Origin of the sequence: Streptomyces sp. NPDC059373, from assembly GCF_042751495.1 — a bacterium.
GTDB lineage: Bacteria > Actinomycetota > Actinomycetes > Streptomycetales > Streptomycetaceae > Actinacidiphila.
Window position 1 is genome coordinate 22480 of record NZ_JBHYXC010000036.1, and the last position, 17955, is coordinate 40434.

The 17955-nt window shown below is 72.3% G+C and carries 15 protein-coding genes; 10 read left to right on the forward strand and 5 right to left on the reverse strand.

Features of this window, described 5'->3' with window-relative positions; genetic code table 11:
- Positions 1-23: 23 nt before the first annotated feature.
- The 7 genes from ACFXJ5_RS32545 to ACFXJ5_RS32575 all read left to right on the forward strand — a co-directional run bounded on the left by ACFXJ5_RS32545 (position 24) and on the right by ACFXJ5_RS32575 (position 8996).
- Complete coding sequence (locus ACFXJ5_RS32545; RefSeq protein ID WP_384639143.1) at positions 24-1817, forward strand: ABC transporter ATP-binding protein; 1794 nt, start codon at positions 24-26, stop codon at positions 1815-1817.
- Positions 1818-1979: 162 nt separating this feature from the next.
- The gene (locus ACFXJ5_RS32550; RefSeq protein ID WP_384639146.1) at positions 1980-3416 is read left to right on the forward strand and encodes a GuaB1 family IMP dehydrogenase-related protein; all 1437 of its coding nucleotides are present in this window, start codon (positions 1980-1982) and stop codon (positions 3414-3416) included.
- 90 nt (positions 3417-3506) lie between these two features.
- Positions 3507-4211 (forward strand): class I SAM-dependent methyltransferase, encoded by a 705-nt coding sequence (locus ACFXJ5_RS32555; protein WP_384639148.1) that lies wholly within the window; start codon positions 3507-3509, stop codon positions 4209-4211.
- A 182-nt stretch (positions 4212-4393) separates the two neighbouring features.
- Positions 4394-5860 (forward strand): amino acid permease, encoded by a 1467-nt coding sequence (locus ACFXJ5_RS32560; protein ID WP_384639151.1) that lies wholly within the window; start codon positions 4394-4396, stop codon positions 5858-5860.
- 10 nt (positions 5861-5870) lie between these two features.
- A complete protein-coding gene (locus ACFXJ5_RS32565) occupies positions 5871-6326 on the forward strand; it encodes an Lrp/AsnC family transcriptional regulator (RefSeq protein WP_384639154.1) in 456 nt (151 codons plus the stop codon).
- Positions 6327-6468: 142 nt separating this feature from the next.
- The gene (locus tag ACFXJ5_RS32570) at positions 6469-7260 is read left to right on the forward strand and encodes a carbon-nitrogen hydrolase family protein (RefSeq protein ID WP_384639155.1); all 792 of its coding nucleotides are present in this window, start codon (positions 6469-6471) and stop codon (positions 7258-7260) included.
- Positions 7261-7292: 32 nt separating this feature from the next.
- Positions 7293-8996: a flavin monoamine oxidase family protein gene (locus tag ACFXJ5_RS32575; RefSeq protein ID WP_384639158.1), complete on the forward strand. Its 1704-nt coding sequence runs from the start codon at positions 7293-7295 to the stop codon at positions 8994-8996.
- A 12-nt stretch (positions 8997-9008) separates the two neighbouring features.
- On the opposite strand, the gene ACFXJ5_RS32580 is transcribed toward ACFXJ5_RS32575, so the two are convergent.
- Positions 9009-9695 (reverse strand): DUF5995 family protein, encoded by a 687-nt coding sequence (locus tag ACFXJ5_RS32580; RefSeq protein WP_384639160.1) that lies wholly within the window; start codon positions 9693-9695, stop codon positions 9009-9011.
- Positions 9696-9787: 92 nt separating this feature from the next.
- Complete coding sequence (locus ACFXJ5_RS32585; RefSeq protein ID WP_384639162.1) at positions 9788-10654, reverse strand: NAD-dependent epimerase/dehydratase family protein; 867 nt, start codon at positions 10652-10654, stop codon at positions 9788-9790.
- Between the two features lie 145 nt (positions 10655-10799).
- Here ACFXJ5_RS32585 and ACFXJ5_RS32590 point away from each other — a divergent pair, with 145 nt between their 5' ends.
- Complete coding sequence (locus tag ACFXJ5_RS32590; protein WP_384639262.1) at positions 10800-11645, forward strand: helix-turn-helix transcriptional regulator; 846 nt, start codon at positions 10800-10802, stop codon at positions 11643-11645.
- On the opposite strand, the gene ACFXJ5_RS32595 is transcribed toward ACFXJ5_RS32590, so the two are convergent.
- Complete coding sequence (locus ACFXJ5_RS32595) at positions 11629-12996, reverse strand: uracil-xanthine permease family protein (protein ID WP_384639165.1); 1368 nt, start codon at positions 12994-12996, stop codon at positions 11629-11631. The genes ACFXJ5_RS32590 and ACFXJ5_RS32595 overlap by 17 nt on opposite strands.
- 27 nt (positions 12997-13023) lie before the next feature.
- Positions 13024-13392 (reverse strand): ArsR/SmtB family transcription factor, encoded by a 369-nt coding sequence (locus ACFXJ5_RS32600; protein ID WP_384639168.1) that lies wholly within the window; start codon positions 13390-13392, stop codon positions 13024-13026.
- Positions 13393-13457: 65 nt separating this feature from the next.
- Here ACFXJ5_RS32600 and ACFXJ5_RS32605 point away from each other — a divergent pair, with 65 nt between their 5' ends.
- The gene (locus ACFXJ5_RS32605) at positions 13458-15452 is read left to right on the forward strand and encodes a heavy metal translocating P-type ATPase (RefSeq protein WP_384639171.1); all 1995 of its coding nucleotides are present in this window, start codon (positions 13458-13460) and stop codon (positions 15450-15452) included.
- Here ACFXJ5_RS32605 and ACFXJ5_RS32610 read toward each other — a convergent pair.
- Positions 15411-16616 (reverse strand): MFS transporter, encoded by a 1206-nt coding sequence (locus ACFXJ5_RS32610; RefSeq protein WP_384639173.1) that lies wholly within the window; start codon positions 16614-16616, stop codon positions 15411-15413. The two genes, ACFXJ5_RS32605 and ACFXJ5_RS32610, sit on opposite strands and share 42 nt — an antisense overlap.
- 94 nt (positions 16617-16710) lie before the next feature.
- On the opposite strand from ACFXJ5_RS32610, the gene ACFXJ5_RS32615 reads away from it, so the two are divergent.
- A complete protein-coding gene (locus tag ACFXJ5_RS32615; RefSeq protein WP_384639176.1) occupies positions 16711-17913 on the forward strand; it encodes an ROK family transcriptional regulator in 1203 nt (400 codons plus the stop codon).
- Positions 17914-17955 lie beyond the last annotated feature (42 nt).

Below are 17955 nucleotides of genomic sequence, written 5' to 3' on the forward strand. Positions count from 1 at the left end.
TGGCGACGGGTTTGGCTGTCCTCATGCAGCGACCGGTTTCGGCTCCTCGGCAGCAGTTCGGCACTCTGGATCACCGCTACCGGGGTGAGCACCCGGTGCGTACGCTCGGCTATCTCTTCCGGCCCGACCGGGGCCGACTGCTTGTGGCCATCGCCGCCTTCGTCGTCAAACACAGCCCCGTATGGCTGCTTCCGCTCATCACCGCCAACGTCATCGACGTCGTCGTCCAGCACGGCCCGGAGTCCGACCTGTGGCTCAACGCGGGAGCGCTGCTCGTCATCCTGCTGCTCAACTACCCGCTGCACCTGCTGTACGTGCGGTGCGTGGGCAGCAGCGTCCGGCGCATGGGGACGGCTCTGCGCGACGCGCTCTGCCGCCGTATGCAGCAGCTCTCCATCGGCTATCACGCCCGGACCAGCGCGGGGGTGCTGCAGGCCAAGGTGATCAGGGACGTGGAGACGATCGAGCAGGGGATCCAGCAGTGCGCCGACATGGGCCTGGCCGCGGTCACCACCCTGATCGGCGGGCTCGTCGTCATCGGCGTGCGCGTGCCGTCGTTCCTGCCGGTCTTCCTGGTCGTCGTGCCGGTGGCCGGGGTGCTGGTGATGCGGCTGCGGGGCCGGCTGCGCAGTCACAACGAGTCCTTCCGCCAGGAGGTGGAGCGGCTCTCCTCCCGGGTCGGCGAGATGACCAGCCTGATCCCCATCACCCGGGCCCACGGCCTGGAGCGGGCGGCACTGCGCCGGGTCGACGGATCGCTGCGCCAGGTCTTCGTCGCCGGCCTGCGCCTCGATCTGGTCAACGGCCGGTTCGGCGCGCTCGCCTGGATCCTGCTCAACACGCTGGGCGTGGCCTGCCTCGCCGGATCAGCACTGGTCTCGTACCACGGCTGGCTGCCCATCACCGCGGGCGACGTCGTCATGCTCAGCGCCTTCTTCACCGTCCTCACCGGCTCGGTGACCACCCTGCTCGGCCTCACCCCCGTCATCAGCAGGGCCCTGGAGTCGGTGCGTTCCGCGGGCGAGGTGCTCCAGGCGCCCGACCTGGAGAACAACGCCGGCAAGGCACAGGTCGAGCAGGTCCGGGGCCGCATCGACTTCGAGGACGCCGGATTCTCGTACGAGGGCACGGCAGGCCCGGCCGTCGAGGACTTCAGCCTCAGCGCCCGCCCCGGCGAGACCGTCGCGCTGGTCGGCGCCTCCGGTGCGGGCAAGTCCACCGTGCTGAACCTCCTCATCGGCTTCATCCGGCCGACGTCCGGGCGCATCATGCTCGACGGCACGGACATGGCCACCCTCGACCTGCGCAGCTACCGCCGCTTCCTGTCGGTCGTCCCGCAGGAGTCGATCCTCTTCGAGGGCTCCATCCGCGAGAACGTCACCTACGGCATGGCCGACACCGACGAGCACCGGGTGCGCGACGCGCTGCGCGACGCCAACGCCCTGGAGTTCGTCGAGCAGTTGCCGCAGGGCCTGGACACCGTCGTCGGGGAACGGGGCGCACGCCTGTCCGGCGGCCAGAAGCAGCGCCTCGCGATCGCCCGCGCCCTCATCCGCGATCCCCGGATCCTCATCCTGGACGAGGCCACGTCGGCCCTCGACACCCGTTCCGAGGCCCTGGTCCAGCAGGCCCTCGCCCGCCTCGTCCGGGGCCGCACCGTCTTCGTCGTCGCCCACCGGCTCTCCACGATCCAGGGCGCCGACCGGATCGTGGTCATGGACGCGGGCCGGATCGCCGAGGTCGGCACCCATGAGGACCTGCTGCGCCGCGGCGGCGTCTACGCAGGCCTGCAACCGGCCGGCCGATCCTTTGGCTGAACCGACAAGCGGGCCGCCCCGTAGCTGGTGGAAGGCACACACATGGCGGCGGTGGTTCGCCAGGAGGTGGTGACATCGGGGATGATGGCGTAGGAGCCGCGGCCGGACCGGGTGCTGACTCCCCACCCGCCACCCCGTAAATTCGCAGGTGAGAGAGTTGGCATGCGTTTCCTCAATGATGTAAAGCCTCCGTACGACCTGACGTACGACGACGTCTTCATGGTCCCCAGCCGCTCGGCGGTGGGATCCCGTCAGGGCGTGGACCTCTCGTCCCCCGACGGCACGGGTACGACGATCCCGCTGGTGGTGGCGAACATGACCGCCATCGCGGGCCGCCGCATGGCGGAGACCGTCGCCCGGCGCGGCGGCCTGGTGGTGATCCCGCAGGACATCCCGATCGACGTGGTCACCGAGGTGGTCAGCTGGGTCAAGGAACGCCACCTGGTCCTCGACACCCCGATCACGCTGGCACCGACCGCCACCGTCGCCGACGCGCTGTCGCTGCTGTTCAAGCGGGCGCACGGCGCGGGCGTCGTGGTGGAGGACGGGCGCCCGCTCGGCATCGTCACCGAGCACGACCTGACCGGCGTGGACCGCTTCACCCAGGTGTCGGAGGTCATGTCCCGGGACCTGCTCCTGCTGGACGCGGACATCGACCCCCGCGAGGCCTTCAACCGCCTCGAGGACGCCCACCGCAAGCTCGCCCCCGCCATCGGCGCGGACGGGCGGCTCGTGGGCATCCTCACCCGCAAGGCCGCGCTGCGCGCCACCCTCTACCAGCCCGCCGTCGACAAGGACGGCAAGCTGCGCATCGCCGCCGCCGTCGGCATCAACGGCGACGTGGCGGGCAAGGCCAAGCAGCTCCTCGACGCGGGCGTGGACACCCTCGTCGTCGACACCGCGCACGGCCACCAGGAGTCGATGCTCGCCGCGGTGCGCGCCGTGCGCGGCCTCGACCCGCAGGTGCCGGTCGTGGCCGGCAACATCGTGGCCGCCGACGGCGTACGCGACCTCGTCGAGGCCGGCGCCGACATCATCAAGGTCGGCGTCGGACCGGGCGCCATGTGCACCACCCGCATGATGACCGGTGTGGGCCGCCCGCAGTTCTCCGCCGTCATGGAGTGCGCCGCCGAGGCGAAGAAGCACGGCAAGCACGTCTGGGCCGACGGCGGTGTCCGGCACCCGCGCGATGTCGCGATGGCGCTCGCCGCGGGCGCGTCCAACGTCATGATCGGCTCGTGGTTCGCGGGGACGTACGAGTCCCCGGGCGACCTGCAGCAGAGCGCCGACGGCCGGCTGTACAAGGAGAGCTTCGGCATGGCCTCGGCCCGTGCCGTACGCAACCGCACCAGCGAGGAGTCCGCGTACGACCGGGCCCGCAAGGGGCTGTTCGAGGAGGGCATCTCCACCTCGCGGATGTTCCTGGACCCGGCCAGGCCCGGCGTCGAGGACCTGATCGACTCGATCATCGCCGGGGTGCGCAGCTCCTGCACGTACGCGGGCGCCGCCTCGCTGGCGGAGTTCGAGGAGAAGGCCGTCGTCGGCATCCAGAGCGCCGCCGGATACGCCGAGGGCAAGCCGCTGCACGCCAGCTGGTAGTGACGGCGGATCAGCACCGCGACGGCCGTTTCCTTCGGCTCGGGCCGAAGGAATGGCCGCCGCCGTACGGTGCCTGATGCCATGACGGGCATGACACAACGCATGCGCGAAGGCTATGCGGGCACCGGCCCGGGGGCGATCACACCGGACGGCTGCGCGGTGGAGCTGTGGGCCAGGCTCCGGATCGGCGACGAGCCCGAGATCATCGAGGCGGCGGTGCCCGCCGGGGCACGGATCCTCGAACTCGGCTGCGGGGTGGGCCGGATGACCCGCCCGCTGGCGGAGCGGGGCTTCACGGTCACCGCCGTGGACGAGTCGCCGGAGATGCTGGAGCGGGTCGCCGGGGCGGAACGCACGGTGTGCGCCGCCATCGAGGAACTGGACTTGGGCGAGCGCTTCGACGTGGTGCTGCTCGCCTCGTTCCTGGTCAACGCCGGCGACCCGGCGGTGCGCCGCGCCCTGCTGCGGACCTGCCGCCGCCATGTCGCGGACGGCGGGCTCGTCCTGGTCCAGCGCGAGGGCGAGGACTGGCACGACCCGGAGAACGTGCCGCGCGAGAGCGTGCGGGGCGACGCCGTCCTCAGGCTGGTCTCGTCGGAGCCGATCGGCCCGGACACCTACTCCAACCTCTTCGAATACGTCTTCCCTGACGTCCGCTGGGCCCACACCTTCGTCTCCCGGCGGCTGACCGAGGAGCAGTTCGCCCAGGCTCTGGCGGAAGCCGGGCTCGCCCTGGACGCGGTTCTCACGCCGGACCGTACGTGGGTGCGGGCCGTGCCGGTGGCCGAGCAATGAATCGGCGCTTACCGGGTCTTTCACGCAACGATCGTCCGCAGATACGCAAGAGACGCGCATTACGGGACGCTGCGGTCATCTCATAGGGTCGTGCCTCGTACGTGGAGCGGTGGCGACCCTCGGCGGTCCCCACCCTCCGGTCGCCGCCGCCTGAAGCCGGCAGCGACAAAGGAGTCTCCCCCGTGGCACGAACCGGCACAGAGCCGCCCCCCACCCTTGACCCACCGCGCGGCGGCGGCGGTCTCGGGGCGCGCGTCATGCGGCGCAAGCCCGTCGAGCGGCTGGTCGCGGAGAGCGGCCAGGGAGAGGGCGGCCAGCTGAGGCGCTCGCTCGGCATGTGGCAGCTCACCATGATCAGCATCGGCGCCACCCTCGGCACCGGCATCTTCGTCGTCCTCGGCGAGGCCGTGCCGAAGGCGGGCCCCGCGGTCGTCATCTCCTTCGTGATCGCCGGCGTCACCGCCCTCTTCTCGGCCCTGTCGTACGCCGAGCTGGCCGGCACCATCCCGGTCTCCGGGTCCTCGTACTCGTACGCCTACGCCACCATGGGCGAGCTGATCGCCTGGATCTGCGGCTGGTGTCTGATCCTCGAGTACGGGGTCTCCGTCGCCGCCGTGGCCGTCGGCTGGGGCCAGTACCTCAACGAACTGCTCGACGGCACGATCGGCGTGACCATCCCGACGGCGCTCGCGGCCCCGCCCGGCGACGGCGGCATCCTCAACCTCCCGGCGCTGGTGGTCGTGCTGCTCGCCATGGGCTTCCTGCTCGGCGGCGCCCGCGAGAGCGCCCGCGCCAACACCGTCATGGTCCTGGTGAAGATCGCCTCGCTGGTGCTCTTCTGCGCCGTCGCCTTCACCGGCATCCGGGCCGGCAACTACGCGCCCTTCGTCCCGCTGGGCCTGGGCGGGGTCAGCGCGGCCGGTGCCTCGCTCTTCTTCTCTTACATCGGCTTCGACGCCGCCTCCACGGCCGGCGAGGAGGCCAAGAACCCGCAGCGGGACATGCCCCGGGCGATCATGCTGTCGCTGCTGATCGTCACCGCGCTGTACTGCCTGGTCGCGCTGATCGCCGTCGGCGCCATGCCCTGGAAGAACTTCGGCAACGCCGACGCCGCGCTCGCGCAGATCATGAAGGACGTCACCGGCCAGAGCTTCTGGGCCGTGCTGCTCGCCGCCGGTGCGGTCATCGCCATCGCGAGCGTCGTGCTGACCGTGCTCTACGGGCAGACCCGGATCCTGTTCTCGATGTCGCGTGACGGACTGGTGCCCAAGGTCTTCTCCAAGGTCAACCCGCGCACCGGCACCCCGGTCGCCAACACCGTCATCGTGTCGCTGTTCTGCGGTGTGCTGGCCGCCTGCGTACCGCTGGGCGCGCTCGCCGACGCCACCAGCATCGGCACGCTCTTCGCCTTCGGGCTGGTCAACATCGCGGTGATCGTGCTGCGGCGGAAGCAGCCCGACATGCCGCGCACCTTCCGGGTGGCCTTCTCGCCGGTGACGCCGGCGATCGGCTTCGGGCTGTGCGTGTGGATGATGGGCAGCTTCGACGCCATCACCTGGGAGTACTTCCTTGGCTGGATGGCCGTCGGCCTCGTGGTCTACTTCGCTTACGGCCTCCGCCGCTCCCAGCTGGCCCGCGAAGAGAAGTGATCCACCCGCTGTGCGACTGAACGATCTCGACGAACGCATCGTCCACGCCCTCGCCGAGGACGCCCGCCGCTCCTACGCCGACATCGGCGCCGTGGTCGGGCTCTCCGCCCCGGCCGTGAAGCGCCGCGTCGACCGGTTGCTGGCAGCCGGCGCGATCACCGGCTTCACGGTCCGGGTGGATCCGGCGGCGCTGGGCTGGGAGACGGAAGCGGTCGTCGAGCTCTACTGCCGCCACAACACCTCGCCGGACGACATCCGGCGAGGCCTGGCGCGCTACCCCGAGGTCGCGTCCGCCTCCACCGTCACGGGGGAGGCGGACGCGATCGTCCAGGTCTTCGCGGAGGATGTGCGGCACTTCGAGCGCGTCCTGGAGCGCATCGCGGGCGAGCCCTTCGTGGAGCGTACGAAGTCCGTGCTGGTGCTCTCACCGCTGCTGCGGCGCTACACCTCGGGCTCTCCGACGTAACCCCGCGCAACGAATCGCCGGGTCGGGGGCGAAAGACGCAACGGATCGGTCATTGGTCCGCAATGTCCGCGTCTTGTCGGTAGGTGATCGTGAAACGTACCGTTTTGAAAGGCCCCCGAACACCCGGAAGACGCGAGGTTCCATGACGCCGCTGCGCACCGCCCTGCTCCAGAGCTCAGGAGAGCTCAGTGACGTCGCGCGGAACATCGAGATCCTGGACGACGCCGCCCGCCGGGCGGCCGGGGCAGGGGCAGGGCTGCTCATCGCACCGGAGATGTTCCTGACCGGGTACGCGATCGGGGAGGACATCCCCCGCCTCGCCGAGCCCGCCGACGGCCCGAGCGCGCAGCGGCTCGCGGAGGTCGCCGCCGCGCACGGCGTGGCGCTGGCCTACGGCTACCCCGAGCGGGGTGCCGGCGGCGAGACGTACAACTCGGTGCAGCTCATCGGCCCCGACGGGCAGCGGCTGGCGAACTACCGCAAGACCCACCTCTTCGGCGACTTCGAGCGCAAGTACTTCACCCCCGGCGACACCGGGGTCGTGCAGGCGGAGCTGAACGGGCTCAGGCTCGGCTTCCTGATCTGCTACGACGTGGAGTTCCCGGAGAACGTGCGGGCGCACGCCCTGGCGGGCACCGATCTGCTGGTGGTGCCGACGGCGCAGATGCACCCGTTCGAGTTCGTCGCCGAGAGCCTCGTCCCGACGCGGGCCTGGGAGAGCCAGCTCTACGTCGCGTACGTCAACCGGCACGGCGCCGAGGGCGACTTCGACTTCGTCGGGCTGAGCTGCCTGGCCGGGCCCGAAGGCGGGGCCGCGCTCGTGCGCGCCGGGCGCGGCGAGGAGCTGCTGTTCGGCGACGCCGACCCGGAGGTGCTGCGCGCGTCGCGCGCGGCGAACCCGTATCTGGCCGACCGCCGCCCCGAGCTTTACTGAGCCACTTTCTTTTTCCTAGGAGCACCAGCCCGATGACGTCCGTGCCCACCGCCGTCCACGACGAGCAGCACGCCGAGGCCCAGGCCACCCCGCCCATCACCATGTTCGGGCCGGACTTCCCGTACGCGTACGACGACTTCCTGGCGCACCCGGCGGGCCTCGGCTCCGTACCGGCGACCGCGCACGGCACCGAGATCGCGGTGATCGGCGGCGGGCTGAGCGGCATCATCGCGGCGTACGAGCTGATGAAGATGGGCCTCAAGCCCGTCGTCTACGAGGCCGACCAGATCGGTGGCCGGCTGCGCACCGTCGGCTTCCCCGGCTGCGACGAGTCGCTGACCGCCGAGATGGGCGCGATGCGCTTCCCGCCCTCCTCGACGGCCTTCCAGCACTACATCGACCTGGTCGGGCTGGAGACCAGGCCCTTCCCCAACCCGCTGGCGCCGGAGACCCCGTCGACCGTCGTGGACCTCAAGGGCGAGACGCACTACGCGACCTCGGTCGACGACCTGCCCGAGGTCTACCACCAGGTCATGCACGCCTGGAATGCCTGCCTGGAGGACGGCGCCGACTTCTCCGACATGCAGCGGGCCATGCGGGAGCGCGACATCCCGCGCATCCGCGAGATCTGGTCCCGGCTGGTCGAGAAGCTGGACAACCAGACCTTCTACGGCTTCCTCTGCGACTCGCCGGCCTTCAAGTCCTTCCGCCACCGCGAGATATTCGGCCAGGTCGGCTTCGGCACCGGCGGCTGGGACACCGACTTTCCCAACTCGATCCTGGAGATCCTCCGCGTCGTCTACACCGGCGCCGACGACGACCACCGCGGCATCGTCGGCGGCAGCCAGCAGCTCCCGCTCCGTCTGTGGGAGCGCGAGCCGGAGAAGATCGTCCACCACCCGTACGGCACCTCCCTGAAGTCCCTGCACGACGGTGAGCCCCGCCCCGCCGTCACCCGGATGCACCGCACCGCCGGGCACCGGATCACGGTCACCGACGCCTCCGGCGACATCCGTACGTACGCCGCCGCGGTCTTCACCGCGCAGAGCTGGATGCTGCTGAGCAAGATCGCCTGCGACGACTCGCTCTTCCCGATCGACCACTGGACGGCGATCGAGCGCACCCACTACATGGAGTCCAGCAAGCTCTTCGTGCCCGTCGACCGGCCCTTCTGGCTGGACAAGGACGAGGAGACCGGGCGTGACGTGATGTCGATGACCCTCACCGACCGGATGACCCGGGGCACCTATCTGCTGGACGACGGCCCGGACCGGCCGGCCACCATCTGCCTCTCGTACACCTGGTGCGACGACAGCCTGAAGTGGCTGCCGCTGAGCGCGAACGAGCGGATGGAGGTCATGCTCAAGTCGCTCGGCGAGATCTATCCCAAGGTCGACATCCGCAAGCACGTCATCGGCAACCCGGTGACGGTGTCCTGGGAGAACGAGCCCTACTTCATGGGCGCCTTCAAGGCCAACCTGCCCGGCCACTACCGCTACCAGCGGCGGCTGTTCACGCACTTCATGCAGGACGCGCTGCCCGAGGACAAGCGCGGCATCTTCCTGGCCGGCGACGACATCTCGTGGACGGCGGGCTGGGCGGAGGGCGCCGTGCAGACCGCGCTCAACGCGGTGTGGGGCGTGATGCACCACTTCGGCGGCGGGACGGATGCCTCGAACCCGGGCCCGGGCGACGTGTACGACGAGATCGCCCCGGTCGCGCTCGAAGAGGACTGATCACCGGACTGATCACCGGTCCAGAGGCGTCAGCAGGAAGCGGCCGATCAGCCCGACGCCGGTGTCGAGCTTCTCGGTGAACTCCTCGTACATCTCCGGCATCCGCCGCAGGGACCACAGCACGCGGGACGCGGCCCAGGCGGCGTCCCGCGCGCGGTCCAGGCTCCAGGAGCCGGCGAGGTGGGTGAGGGGATCGGCGATGTCGAGGAGGTCGGGGCCCGGCATGAGCTCCTCGCGTACGCGTTCCTCGATGGCCGTCAGCAGCTCGCCGACGCGGTCGAAGTCCCGCTCCAGGTCCGGCGGTTCGAGCTCCAGGGCGCGGGCGGTGTCGATCACGGCGAGGGCCAGGTCGTGGCCGACGTGGGCATTGATGCCGGCCAGGGCGAACTGCAGGGGCCGGATGCCCCGGTGGCCGCGCAACTGGAGCAGCGGGCGCCAGCAGGCGGGGGCGTCGCGCGGCTCGGCGGCGGCGACGGCGGCCAGGTAGCGGCCGGCGAAGCGGGCGCCCAGTTCGGCGGCCGCGGTGCGGTCGGCGAAGGCCCGGGCTTCGAGCCGCCGGCGCAACTCCTCGGTCACGGAGAGGTAGACGCGGTTGAAGACCGCGACGCCGTCGCGCGGCGGGAGTGCCGCGTCGAGGTCGCGCATCCGGGTCAGGACCTCGTCCACATCGGCTGTGGGGAGCCGGCGTACCGTCGTCATGCGCCCAGAGTCCCAGGCGATTTGTCGATTTGGCGGCCGCGCGCCGTGGCGTCCCCGATTCGGGTGAAACGGTTACCCGGTTGCGGGTGCCTTCACAGCGCGCCCGCGTCCCGCGCCGTCCACACCGAGGGGTGGATCGGCCGGAAGCCCAGCTCGTCGCGGATCCGCAGCGTGGACACGACACCCTCCCAGGGGTCGGGCAGCGGCCGGTCCGCCATCCCCTCCGGAAGTTCGGCGCCGTTCAGGGCGAGCAGCACGGCCGCGCTCGCCGGCGCGTCGTCCGCGATGTTGTACGTACGCCCGGCCACGCCCGGCGCCCGCAGCAGCCGCAGCAGGCCCTGCGCCACGTCCGCGTGGTGCACCAGCTGCATCGGCTTGTGGGCCGCCCACGAGGCCGCGAAGCGCAGCGACTGCGCGAGGTGCGGGTCGCCCTCGCCGTAGACGTAGGCCAGCCGCCCGATGCGCAGGTCGAGCCCCTGCTCGCGGTGGAGTGCCAGCAGCTCCTGTTCGGCCGCCGCCTTCGACGCCGGGTAGGCGCCCCAGGCCGGGTCCGGGTCGGGCAGGTCGTCCTCGGTCGCGGGGCGTCCGTGTCCGGGCCCGTAGACCAGATTCGTACTGACCTGTACGAACCGTCCCGCGCCTGCGTCCAGCGCGGCCCGCGCAAGACCCAGGGCCGCGTCCCGGTTGACCGCCCACACCTCGTCGGCGGCCTCGCCGTGCCGGAAGGCGGCGGCGATGTTCACCACCGCGTCCGCCCCGGCGACGGCCTTGCGTACCGCCTCGGGGTCGCGCAGCTCGCCCACCGCGACCTGCGCGCCCAGCGCCGCGAAGGGCTCGCCGCGCGTCCCGTCCCGCACCAGCACCCGTACGGCGTCGCCGGGGCCGCCGCTGTGCTGCAGCAGCCGTGGCACGAACCGCCGCCCGACCTCGCCCGTCGCACCCGTCACCAGAACCAGCATGTCGACCTTCTTCCGTCGTGAGACCTCGTGACGGGACCAGCTTCGGGCGGCCGGGCGACGGGCGGGAGAGACCTCCCGATCAGGGGACCAGCACTCCCTGGATACCGCCGCTCGGGAGCGCGATGCTGGCAGGGTGGACCTTGACCTGGACCGAGCCGAACTCGCCGACTTCCTGCGCCGCAGCCGCGCTCGCCTCGCCCCTACGGACGTGGGCCTCGCGGAAGGGGCGAGGCGCCGCACGCCGGGGCTGCGCCGGGAAGAGGTCGCCCAGCTCGCCGGGATGTCGGTGGACTACTACACGCGGCTCGAGCAGGCCCGCGGCCCGCGCCCGTCGCGGCAGATCCTCGCCTCGCTGGCGCGGGCGCTGCGGCTCACCGACGACGAGCGCGACCACCTCTTCCACCTCGCGGGGGAGGAGCCGCCCCGCGACCGGCACGGCACCGGCCATGTGCGGCCGGGGCTGCTGCTCGTACTGGACCGGCTCGACGACACCCCCGCCCAGGTGATCAGCGACCACGGTGACGTGCTCGCGCAGAACCCGATGTCGGCGGCCCTCTTCGGCGACATCTCGGCCCGCCCGCCCGCCCACCGCAACATCATCCGCGGGTTCTTCCTCAACCCCGCCGGCCGCGACCTCATCCCGCCCGACGACCGCCCCACGCTCGCCCGCAGCCACGTCGCCTCCCTCCGCGCCCTCCTCGCCGCCCGCCCCGACGACCCGCGCACGGCCGCCCTCGTTGCCGAACTCCGCGCCGGAAGCGAGGAGTTCGGGCAGTTGTGGGCCGCCCACGAGGTCGCCGTGCGGCGCTCGGACGTCAAGCGTTTCCGCCACCCCGTCGTCGGCGACCTGGAGCTGGACTGCGAGGTGCTGCTCAGCTCCGACCACGACCAGCGGCTCATCCTCTTCACCGCCCGCCCCGGCAGCGAGTCGTACGAGAAGCTGCGCCTGCTGCGGGTGGTCGGGCTGCAGAACCTCACGCCGACCCGCTAGGAGGCTCCTGCGGCTTCAGGTACGCCGGGGCGGCGGCGCGCAGCAGGTGGTAGCCGGCCAGCACGACGATGGTGCCGAGGGCGATGCCGCTGAGCTTGAAGTTGTCGCTGATGTCGAGGCTGACGCCGCCGACGCCGATGACGACGCCCGCCGCGACGGGGACGAGGTTCAGCGGGTTGCGGAGGTCGACGCGGTTGTGGACCCAGATCTGGGCGCCCAGCAGGCCGATCATGCCGTAGAGGATGACGGTGATGCCGCCGAGGACGGCGCCGGGCACCGCTGCGACGATCGCGCCGAACTTGGGGCAGAGGCCGAACAGCAGCGCGAAGAAGGCGGCGGCCCAGTAGGCGGCGGTGGAGTAGACGCGGGTGGCGGCCATGACGCCGATGTTCTCGGAATAGGTCGTGGTGGCGGGGCCGCCGACGGCGGTGGAGAGCATGGTGGCGGCGCCGTCGGCCGCGATGGCGGTGCCGAGCTGGTCGTCCAGGGGGTCGCCGGTCATCTCGCCGACGGCTTTGACGTGGCCGGCGTTCTCGGCGATGAGGGCGATGACGACGGGCAGGGCGACCAGCACCGCCGACCAGGTGAAGGCGGGGGCGTGGAAGGGCGGCAGGCCGACCCAGTCCACCTTGGACAGGCCGGACAGGTCGAGCCGCCAGTGGTCGACGGGCCGTGGGCCGCCGTTGACGGAGTGGATCCTGCCGAAGAGGCGGTCGAAGAGCCACGAGATGCCGTAGCCGAAGAGCAGCCCCAGGAAGATCGCGATGCGTGACCAGAAGCCGCGGAACGCCACGACGGCGAAGCCGGTGAACGCCATGGTCAGCAGAGCCGCCCACTGGTCCTGGGGCCAGTACACCTCCGCCGTGACCGGCGCGAGGTTGAAGCCGATCAGCATGACGACGGCGCCGGTCACCACCGGCGGCATCACGGCGTGGACCACCCCCGCCCCGAACCTCCGCACCACCAGGCCCGCGAGCAGCAGCACCCCGCCGACCACGAAAATCGCGCCGGTCACGCCCGCACTGCCGCCGCCCTGGGCGCGGATCACGGCCGCGACACCGACGAAGGACAGGCTGCAGCCCAGATAGCTCGGCACCCGGCCGCGCGTGGCCAGCAGGAAGAGGATGGTCGCGACCCCCGACATCATGATCGCGAGGTTGGGGTCGAGCCCCATCAGCACCGGGGCGACGAAGGACGCGCCGAACATCGCCACGACATGCTGTGCGCCGAGCCCGGCGGTGCGGGGCCAGGAGAGCCGTTCGTCGGGTCTGACGACGGCTCCGGGAGCGGGGGTGCGCCCGTCGCCGTGCAGTTTCCAGCCCACGCCGAGGTCCGGGCCCATGCGCTTCATGGACACACGTTACGCGGAATGCGAGGTTCAGGCCGTTTCGACAGGGGTTGTCCGGTCCCGGACTCCGAGCCGTAGGTGCTCCACGTGGTAGACGGCCTCGTCGAGGAGTTGGGCGACGTGGTTGTCGTAGAGGCTGTAGACGATCCGGCGGCCGTCGCGGCGGCCGGTGACCAGACCCAGGGCGCGCAGCAGCCGCAACTGGTGGGAGACGGCGGACTGTTCCATCCCGACGGCCTCGGCGAGGTCGTTGACCGGCAGGGGGCCCTGCCGCAGCCGGGTGAGGATCAGCAGGCGGGACGGGGTCGCGAGGGCCTGCAGGGTCGCGGCGACGGTCGCGGCGGACTCCGCGTCAAGACGCGCCGCGGGTGCTTCGTTGCCGTCGACTCCATGTCCCATGGGGTGAATCGTATCGTCAGCGTACGAATGAAGACCTCTTCATGTGTTCCGGTACAGTGGCGACCATGTCCTCCGCCTCCACGCTGACCGCCGAACGGCCCGCACCCCCCTCCCACGCCGAGGCCGCCGCGCCCCCTCGCCGGACCCGGGTGCTCGCCCTGCCCGAGGCCCGCTGGGCGGCGGGATCCCTCGCGGCCTTCCTCGTCGCGCTGACGCTCCAGTGGGCCGGTGCCCCCGGCTGGTCCTGGGGCGTGCTGTACGCGGTCTGCTACGTGGCCGGCGGCTGGGAGCCCGGCTGGGCGGGGCTGTGCGCGCTGCGCGAGAAGACCCTGGACGTGGATCTGCTGATGATCGTCGCGGCCATCGGCGCCGCCTCCATCGGGCAGGTCATGGACGGCGGCCTGCTGATCGTCATCTTCGCCACCTCAGGCGCGCTGGAGGCGCTGGCCACCGCCCGCACCGAGGACTCCGTACGCGGCCTTCTGGACCTGGCACCCGCCACCGCCACGCGGGTCTGCGCCGGCAGCGAGGAGACCGTGCCGACCGCCGAGCTGCGGGTCGGCGACACGATCCTCGTACGGCCGGGGGAGCGGATCGGCGCCGACGGCACGGTCCTGGACGGGGCGAGCGAGGTCGACCAGGCGACCATCACCGGCGAACCGCTGCCTGCCGCGAAGGAGCGGGGGGACGAGGTGTTCGCCGGGACGCTCAACGGCACCGGGGCGCTGACCGTACGGGTCGGGCGGGACGCCTCCGACAGCGTCATCGCGCGGATCGTGACCATGGTCGCCGAGGCCTCACGCACCAAGGCTCCGACGCAGCTGTTCATCGAGAAGGCGGAGCAGCGCTACTCGGTGGGCGTCGTCGTGGCGACCCTCGCGCTCTTCGCGGTGCCGCTCGCCTTCGGGGCGGAGCTGACGGCCACGCTGCTGCGGGCGATGACCTTCATGATCGTCGCGTCGCCGTGCGCCGTTGTCCTGGCCACCATGCCGCCGCTGCTGTCGGCGATCGCCAACGCCGGGCGGCACGGCGTGCTGGTGAAGTCCGCCGTGGTGATGGAGCGGCTCGGCCAGGTCGACGCCGTCGCCATGGACAAGACCGGCACCCTCACGGAGGGCGCGCCGCGCGTCGCCGAGGTCCGCGCGCCGGCCACCGAACCGGCCTCCGGGCCGTCCTACGGCCTGGCCTCCGACCTGGACGAGGACGGCGTACTGGCCCTGGCCGCCGCCGCCGAGCACGCCAGCGAGCATCCCCTCGGGCGGGCCGTGGTCGACGCGGCCCGGGCCCGTGGCCTGCGGATCGCCCCCGCGCGGGACTTCACGTCCGAGCCCGGCCGCGGGGTCAGCGCGGTCGTCGGCGGCCGCCGGGTCGAGATCGGCAGCCCGGCGCGGCTCCTCGAGCCCGGCGCCGCCGCGCAGCGCGCCGTGGCCGAGCTGGAGGACGCCGGGCACACCGCCGTCGCCGTGCTGGCCGACGGCACGCCCGTCGCCGTGCTCGGCATCGCCGACCGGCTCCGCGACGGCGCCCCCGCGGCCGTCGCCGCCCTGCACCGGCTCACCGGCGCCGCCCCGGTCCTGCTCACCGGGGACAATCCGCGCGCCGCCGCCCGGCTCGCCGCCGAGGCGGGGATCACCGACGTGCGGGCGGGACTGCTGCCGCAGGACAAGGTCGCCGCCGTACGGGAGCTGGAGGCCGCCGGCCGCAAGGTCCTGGTGGTCGGGGACGGCGTCAACGACGCCCCCGCGCTCGCGGCCGCCCACACCGGCATCGCCATGGGCCGCGCCGGATCCGACCTGGCCCTGGAGACCGCCGACGCCGTCGTCGTACGCGACGAACTGGGCACCGTTCCCGCCGTGGTGGCCCTCTCCCGCCGCGCCCGCCGGCTCGTCGTCCAGAACCTCGTCATCGCCTCGGTCTTCATCACCGCCCTCGCGGTGTGGGACCTCGCCGGCCACCTCCCCCTGCCGCTCGGCGTCGCCGGGCACGAGGGCTCCACGGTCGTCGTCGGCCTCAACGGGCTACGGCTGCTCCGCGAGGCGGCCTGGCGCCGGGGCATCTGACGGGGCGGCCGGCGCCGCGGGCCGGAGAACCCCCGCACCGAGGGCCAGGCCCGCCGCAAGGGCGGTCACGAGGCCGAAGGAGACCGTGAGAGACGTCGCCTGGGCGATGGAACCGATCGCCGCCGGGGCGACCAGGCCCGAGGTGTACGTGACGGTGGCGACGCCCGCGATGGCCTGACTCGGCACCGGGCCGCTGTGCCCGGCGGCGGCGAAGCAGAGCGGGACCACGACGGCCACGCCGACGCCGATCAGGGCGAACCCGGCGATCGCGGCGAGCTGGGAGGCCGCCGTGACCACGAGGACACCCCCCGCCGTGGCCAGGACACCGCCCGCCCGCACCGTACGGACCGGGCCGAAGCGGCGGACCACCACGTCGCCGACGAGCCGGGCGGCGGCCATGGTGCAGGCGAAGGCGGTGTAGGAGGCGGCGGCGACGCCGTGCGAGGCGTTGGTGATGTCCCGCAGGTACACCGCGCTCCAGTCCATGCTGGCGCCCTCCGCGAAGACCGCGCAGAAGCCGATGGCGCCGATGACCAGCGCGGACCTCGGCGGAAGCGCGAAGCGCGCCGGGGCCGCCTCCTCCGGGGCGGGCCGGATGTCGAGGACGCCGCCGCAGACGTAGATGCCCAGCGCGATCAGCGTCACGGCCATCAGCGACAGGTGAATCCGCGCGTCCAGGTCGAAGTGGGCGGCGACCACGCCGACCAGCGAGCCGAGCAGCGCGCCCGCGCTCCACATGCCGTGCAGCCCCGACATGACGGACCGGCCGAGCCGCTGCTCGACCTCGACGCCCTCGGCGTTCATCACCACGTCGGCCATGCCGGCGCTCGCGCCGTACAGGAACATCGCCAGGCCCAGCCACACCGCCCCGGGGGCCAGCGCGGGCAGCGCCAGCGACGCGCACCACAGGGCGAGCAGCGCGCGCAGCGCCGTACGCATGCCGAGCCGGTGGACGATCCGCGCGGCCAGCGGCATCGCCAGGGACGCGCCGAGCGCGGCGAACATCAGGGCGAGGCCGAGGCGGCCGGTGGTCAGCCCCAAGTGCTCCTGGATCCAGGGGATACGGGTGGCGAAGCTGCCGGTGACGGCGCCGTGCACGGCGAACACCGTCGCGACCGCGCGATGCGCCCGCCGCACCCGGGGGTCGGCCTTCAATGTCGTCATTCTGCGGGTCCCCTCCCCGGTAACGCGTGACCTGATGCGTCCTATAAACTATCAGGCAGGTTGCCTGATAGAAACCTCTGGGAGGATCCCGCCCATGACCGCCCCGCGGGCCTACTCCGGCCGTACCGCCTCACCGCGCACGGCACGTGCGATCAATGACCGGCTGGCGCTGGAATTCCTGCAGCGCGAGGGCCCGTTGACCGCGACACAGCTCAAGGGCCTCACCGGGCTGTCACGCCCCAGCGTCGCCGATCTCGTCGAACGCCTCCAGGACGCCGGGCTGATCGCGGTCGTCGGTGAGTCCGGCGCCGACCGGCGCGGCCCCAACGCCCGCCTGTACGGCATCGTCGCCGACCTCGCCCACCTGGCAGCCGTCGACGTACGCACCCACAGCGTCGCCATAGAGGTCGCCGACCTGCTCGGCCGGACCGTCGGCAGCGCCGTGCTCCCCGTCGACCCGCAGGGCGACCCGGGCCGCACGGTGAAACGGTCGGTCGCCCTGCTGGAGCGCACCGCGCACGACGCGCACGTCCCCTCCCTGCACACCATCGCCGTCGGCGCCCCCGGCCTCGTCGACCCCGCCACGGGTGAACTCCGCGCGACCGGCCAGCTGCCCGCCTGGCATTCCGCGCTCGTCGCCGAACTGCGGCGGCGGATCGGCGTGCCGGTGATCCTGGAGAACGAGGTCAACCTCGCCGCCGTCGCCGAGCAACGGCTCGGGGCCGTGCGGGACAAGGACACCTTCGTACTGTTCTGGCTCGGCCACGGCGTCGGCGCGGCGGTGATGCTCGACGGCGTGCTGCGGCGCGGATCCTCCGGCGGCGCGGGCGAGATCGGCTTCCTGCCCGTCCCCGGCACCTTCCAGCTGCCCAACGCGACCGGCTGCGAAGGCGGTTTCCACACCCTGGCGGGCAGCGCCGCGGTGTGCGCCCTGGCCCGGGCCCACGGCATGACGGTCACCGGGGACGACGCGGCCGCGGCTGAGGCCGTCGTCGCGCGGGCCCCGGGCGACGGCAAGCACGGCGAGGTCTTCCTCGACGCGCTCGCCGCCCGCATCGCCATCGGCGCGGCGGCGGTCTGCTCGGTACTCGACCCCGGCTGTGTCGTCCTGGCCGGCGAGGTCGGCCGGGCCGGCGGCGCCGCCCTCGCCATCCGCGTCGCGGACCGGCTGGCCGGCATGTCGCCGCTGCGCACCGAGGTCCGCCCGGGCGAGATCACTGGCAGCGCTGTGCTGCGCGGCGCGGTCCTGACCGCGATGGACGCCGCCCAGGATGCGCTGTTCGAGCCGGGGGCATAGGCATTCCTGGTCTCGCGTGGGAATCCCGGCCTTCATGCCGGG

Bases quoted from the DNA above. Each gene is read 5' to 3' on its own strand.
- ACFXJ5_RS32545 (WP_384639143.1), top strand. From the start codon at position 24: ATGCAGCGACCGGTTTCGGCTCCTCGGCAGCAGTTCGGCACTCTGGAT.
- ACFXJ5_RS32550 (WP_384639146.1), top strand. From the start codon at position 1,980: ATGCGTTTCCTCAATGATGTAAAGCCTCCGTACGACCTGACGTACGAC.
- ACFXJ5_RS32555 (WP_384639148.1), top strand. From the start codon at position 3,507: ATGACACAACGCATGCGCGAAGGCTATGCGGGCACCGGCCCGGGGGCG.
- ACFXJ5_RS32570 (WP_384639155.1), top strand. From the start codon at position 6,469: ATGACGCCGCTGCGCACCGCCCTGCTCCAGAGCTCAGGAGAGCTCAGT.
- ACFXJ5_RS32575 (WP_384639158.1), top strand. From the start codon at position 7,293: ATGACGTCCGTGCCCACCGCCGTCCACGACGAGCAGCACGCCGAGGCC.
- ACFXJ5_RS32580 (WP_384639160.1), bottom strand. From the start codon at position 9,695: ATGACGACGGTACGCCGGCTCCCCACAGCCGATGTGGACGAGGTCCTG.
- ACFXJ5_RS32585 (WP_384639162.1), bottom strand. From the start codon at position 10,654: ATGCTGGTTCTGGTGACGGGTGCGACGGGCGAGGTCGGGCGGCGGTTC.
- ACFXJ5_RS32595 (WP_384639165.1), bottom strand. From the start codon at position 12,996: ATGAAGCGCATGGGCCCGGACCTCGGCGTGGGCTGGAAACTGCACGGC.
- ACFXJ5_RS32600 (WP_384639168.1), bottom strand. From the start codon at position 13,392: ATGGGACATGGAGTCGACGGCAACGAAGCACCCGCGGCGCGTCTTGAC.
- ACFXJ5_RS32605 (WP_384639171.1), top strand. From the start codon at position 13,458: ATGTCCTCCGCCTCCACGCTGACCGCCGAACGGCCCGCACCCCCCTCC.
- ACFXJ5_RS32610 (WP_384639173.1), bottom strand. From the start codon at position 16,616: ATGACGACATTGAAGGCCGACCCCCGGGTGCGGCGGGCGCATCGCGCG.
- ACFXJ5_RS32615 (WP_384639176.1), top strand. From the start codon at position 16,711: ATGACCGCCCCGCGGGCCTACTCCGGCCGTACCGCCTCACCGCGCACG.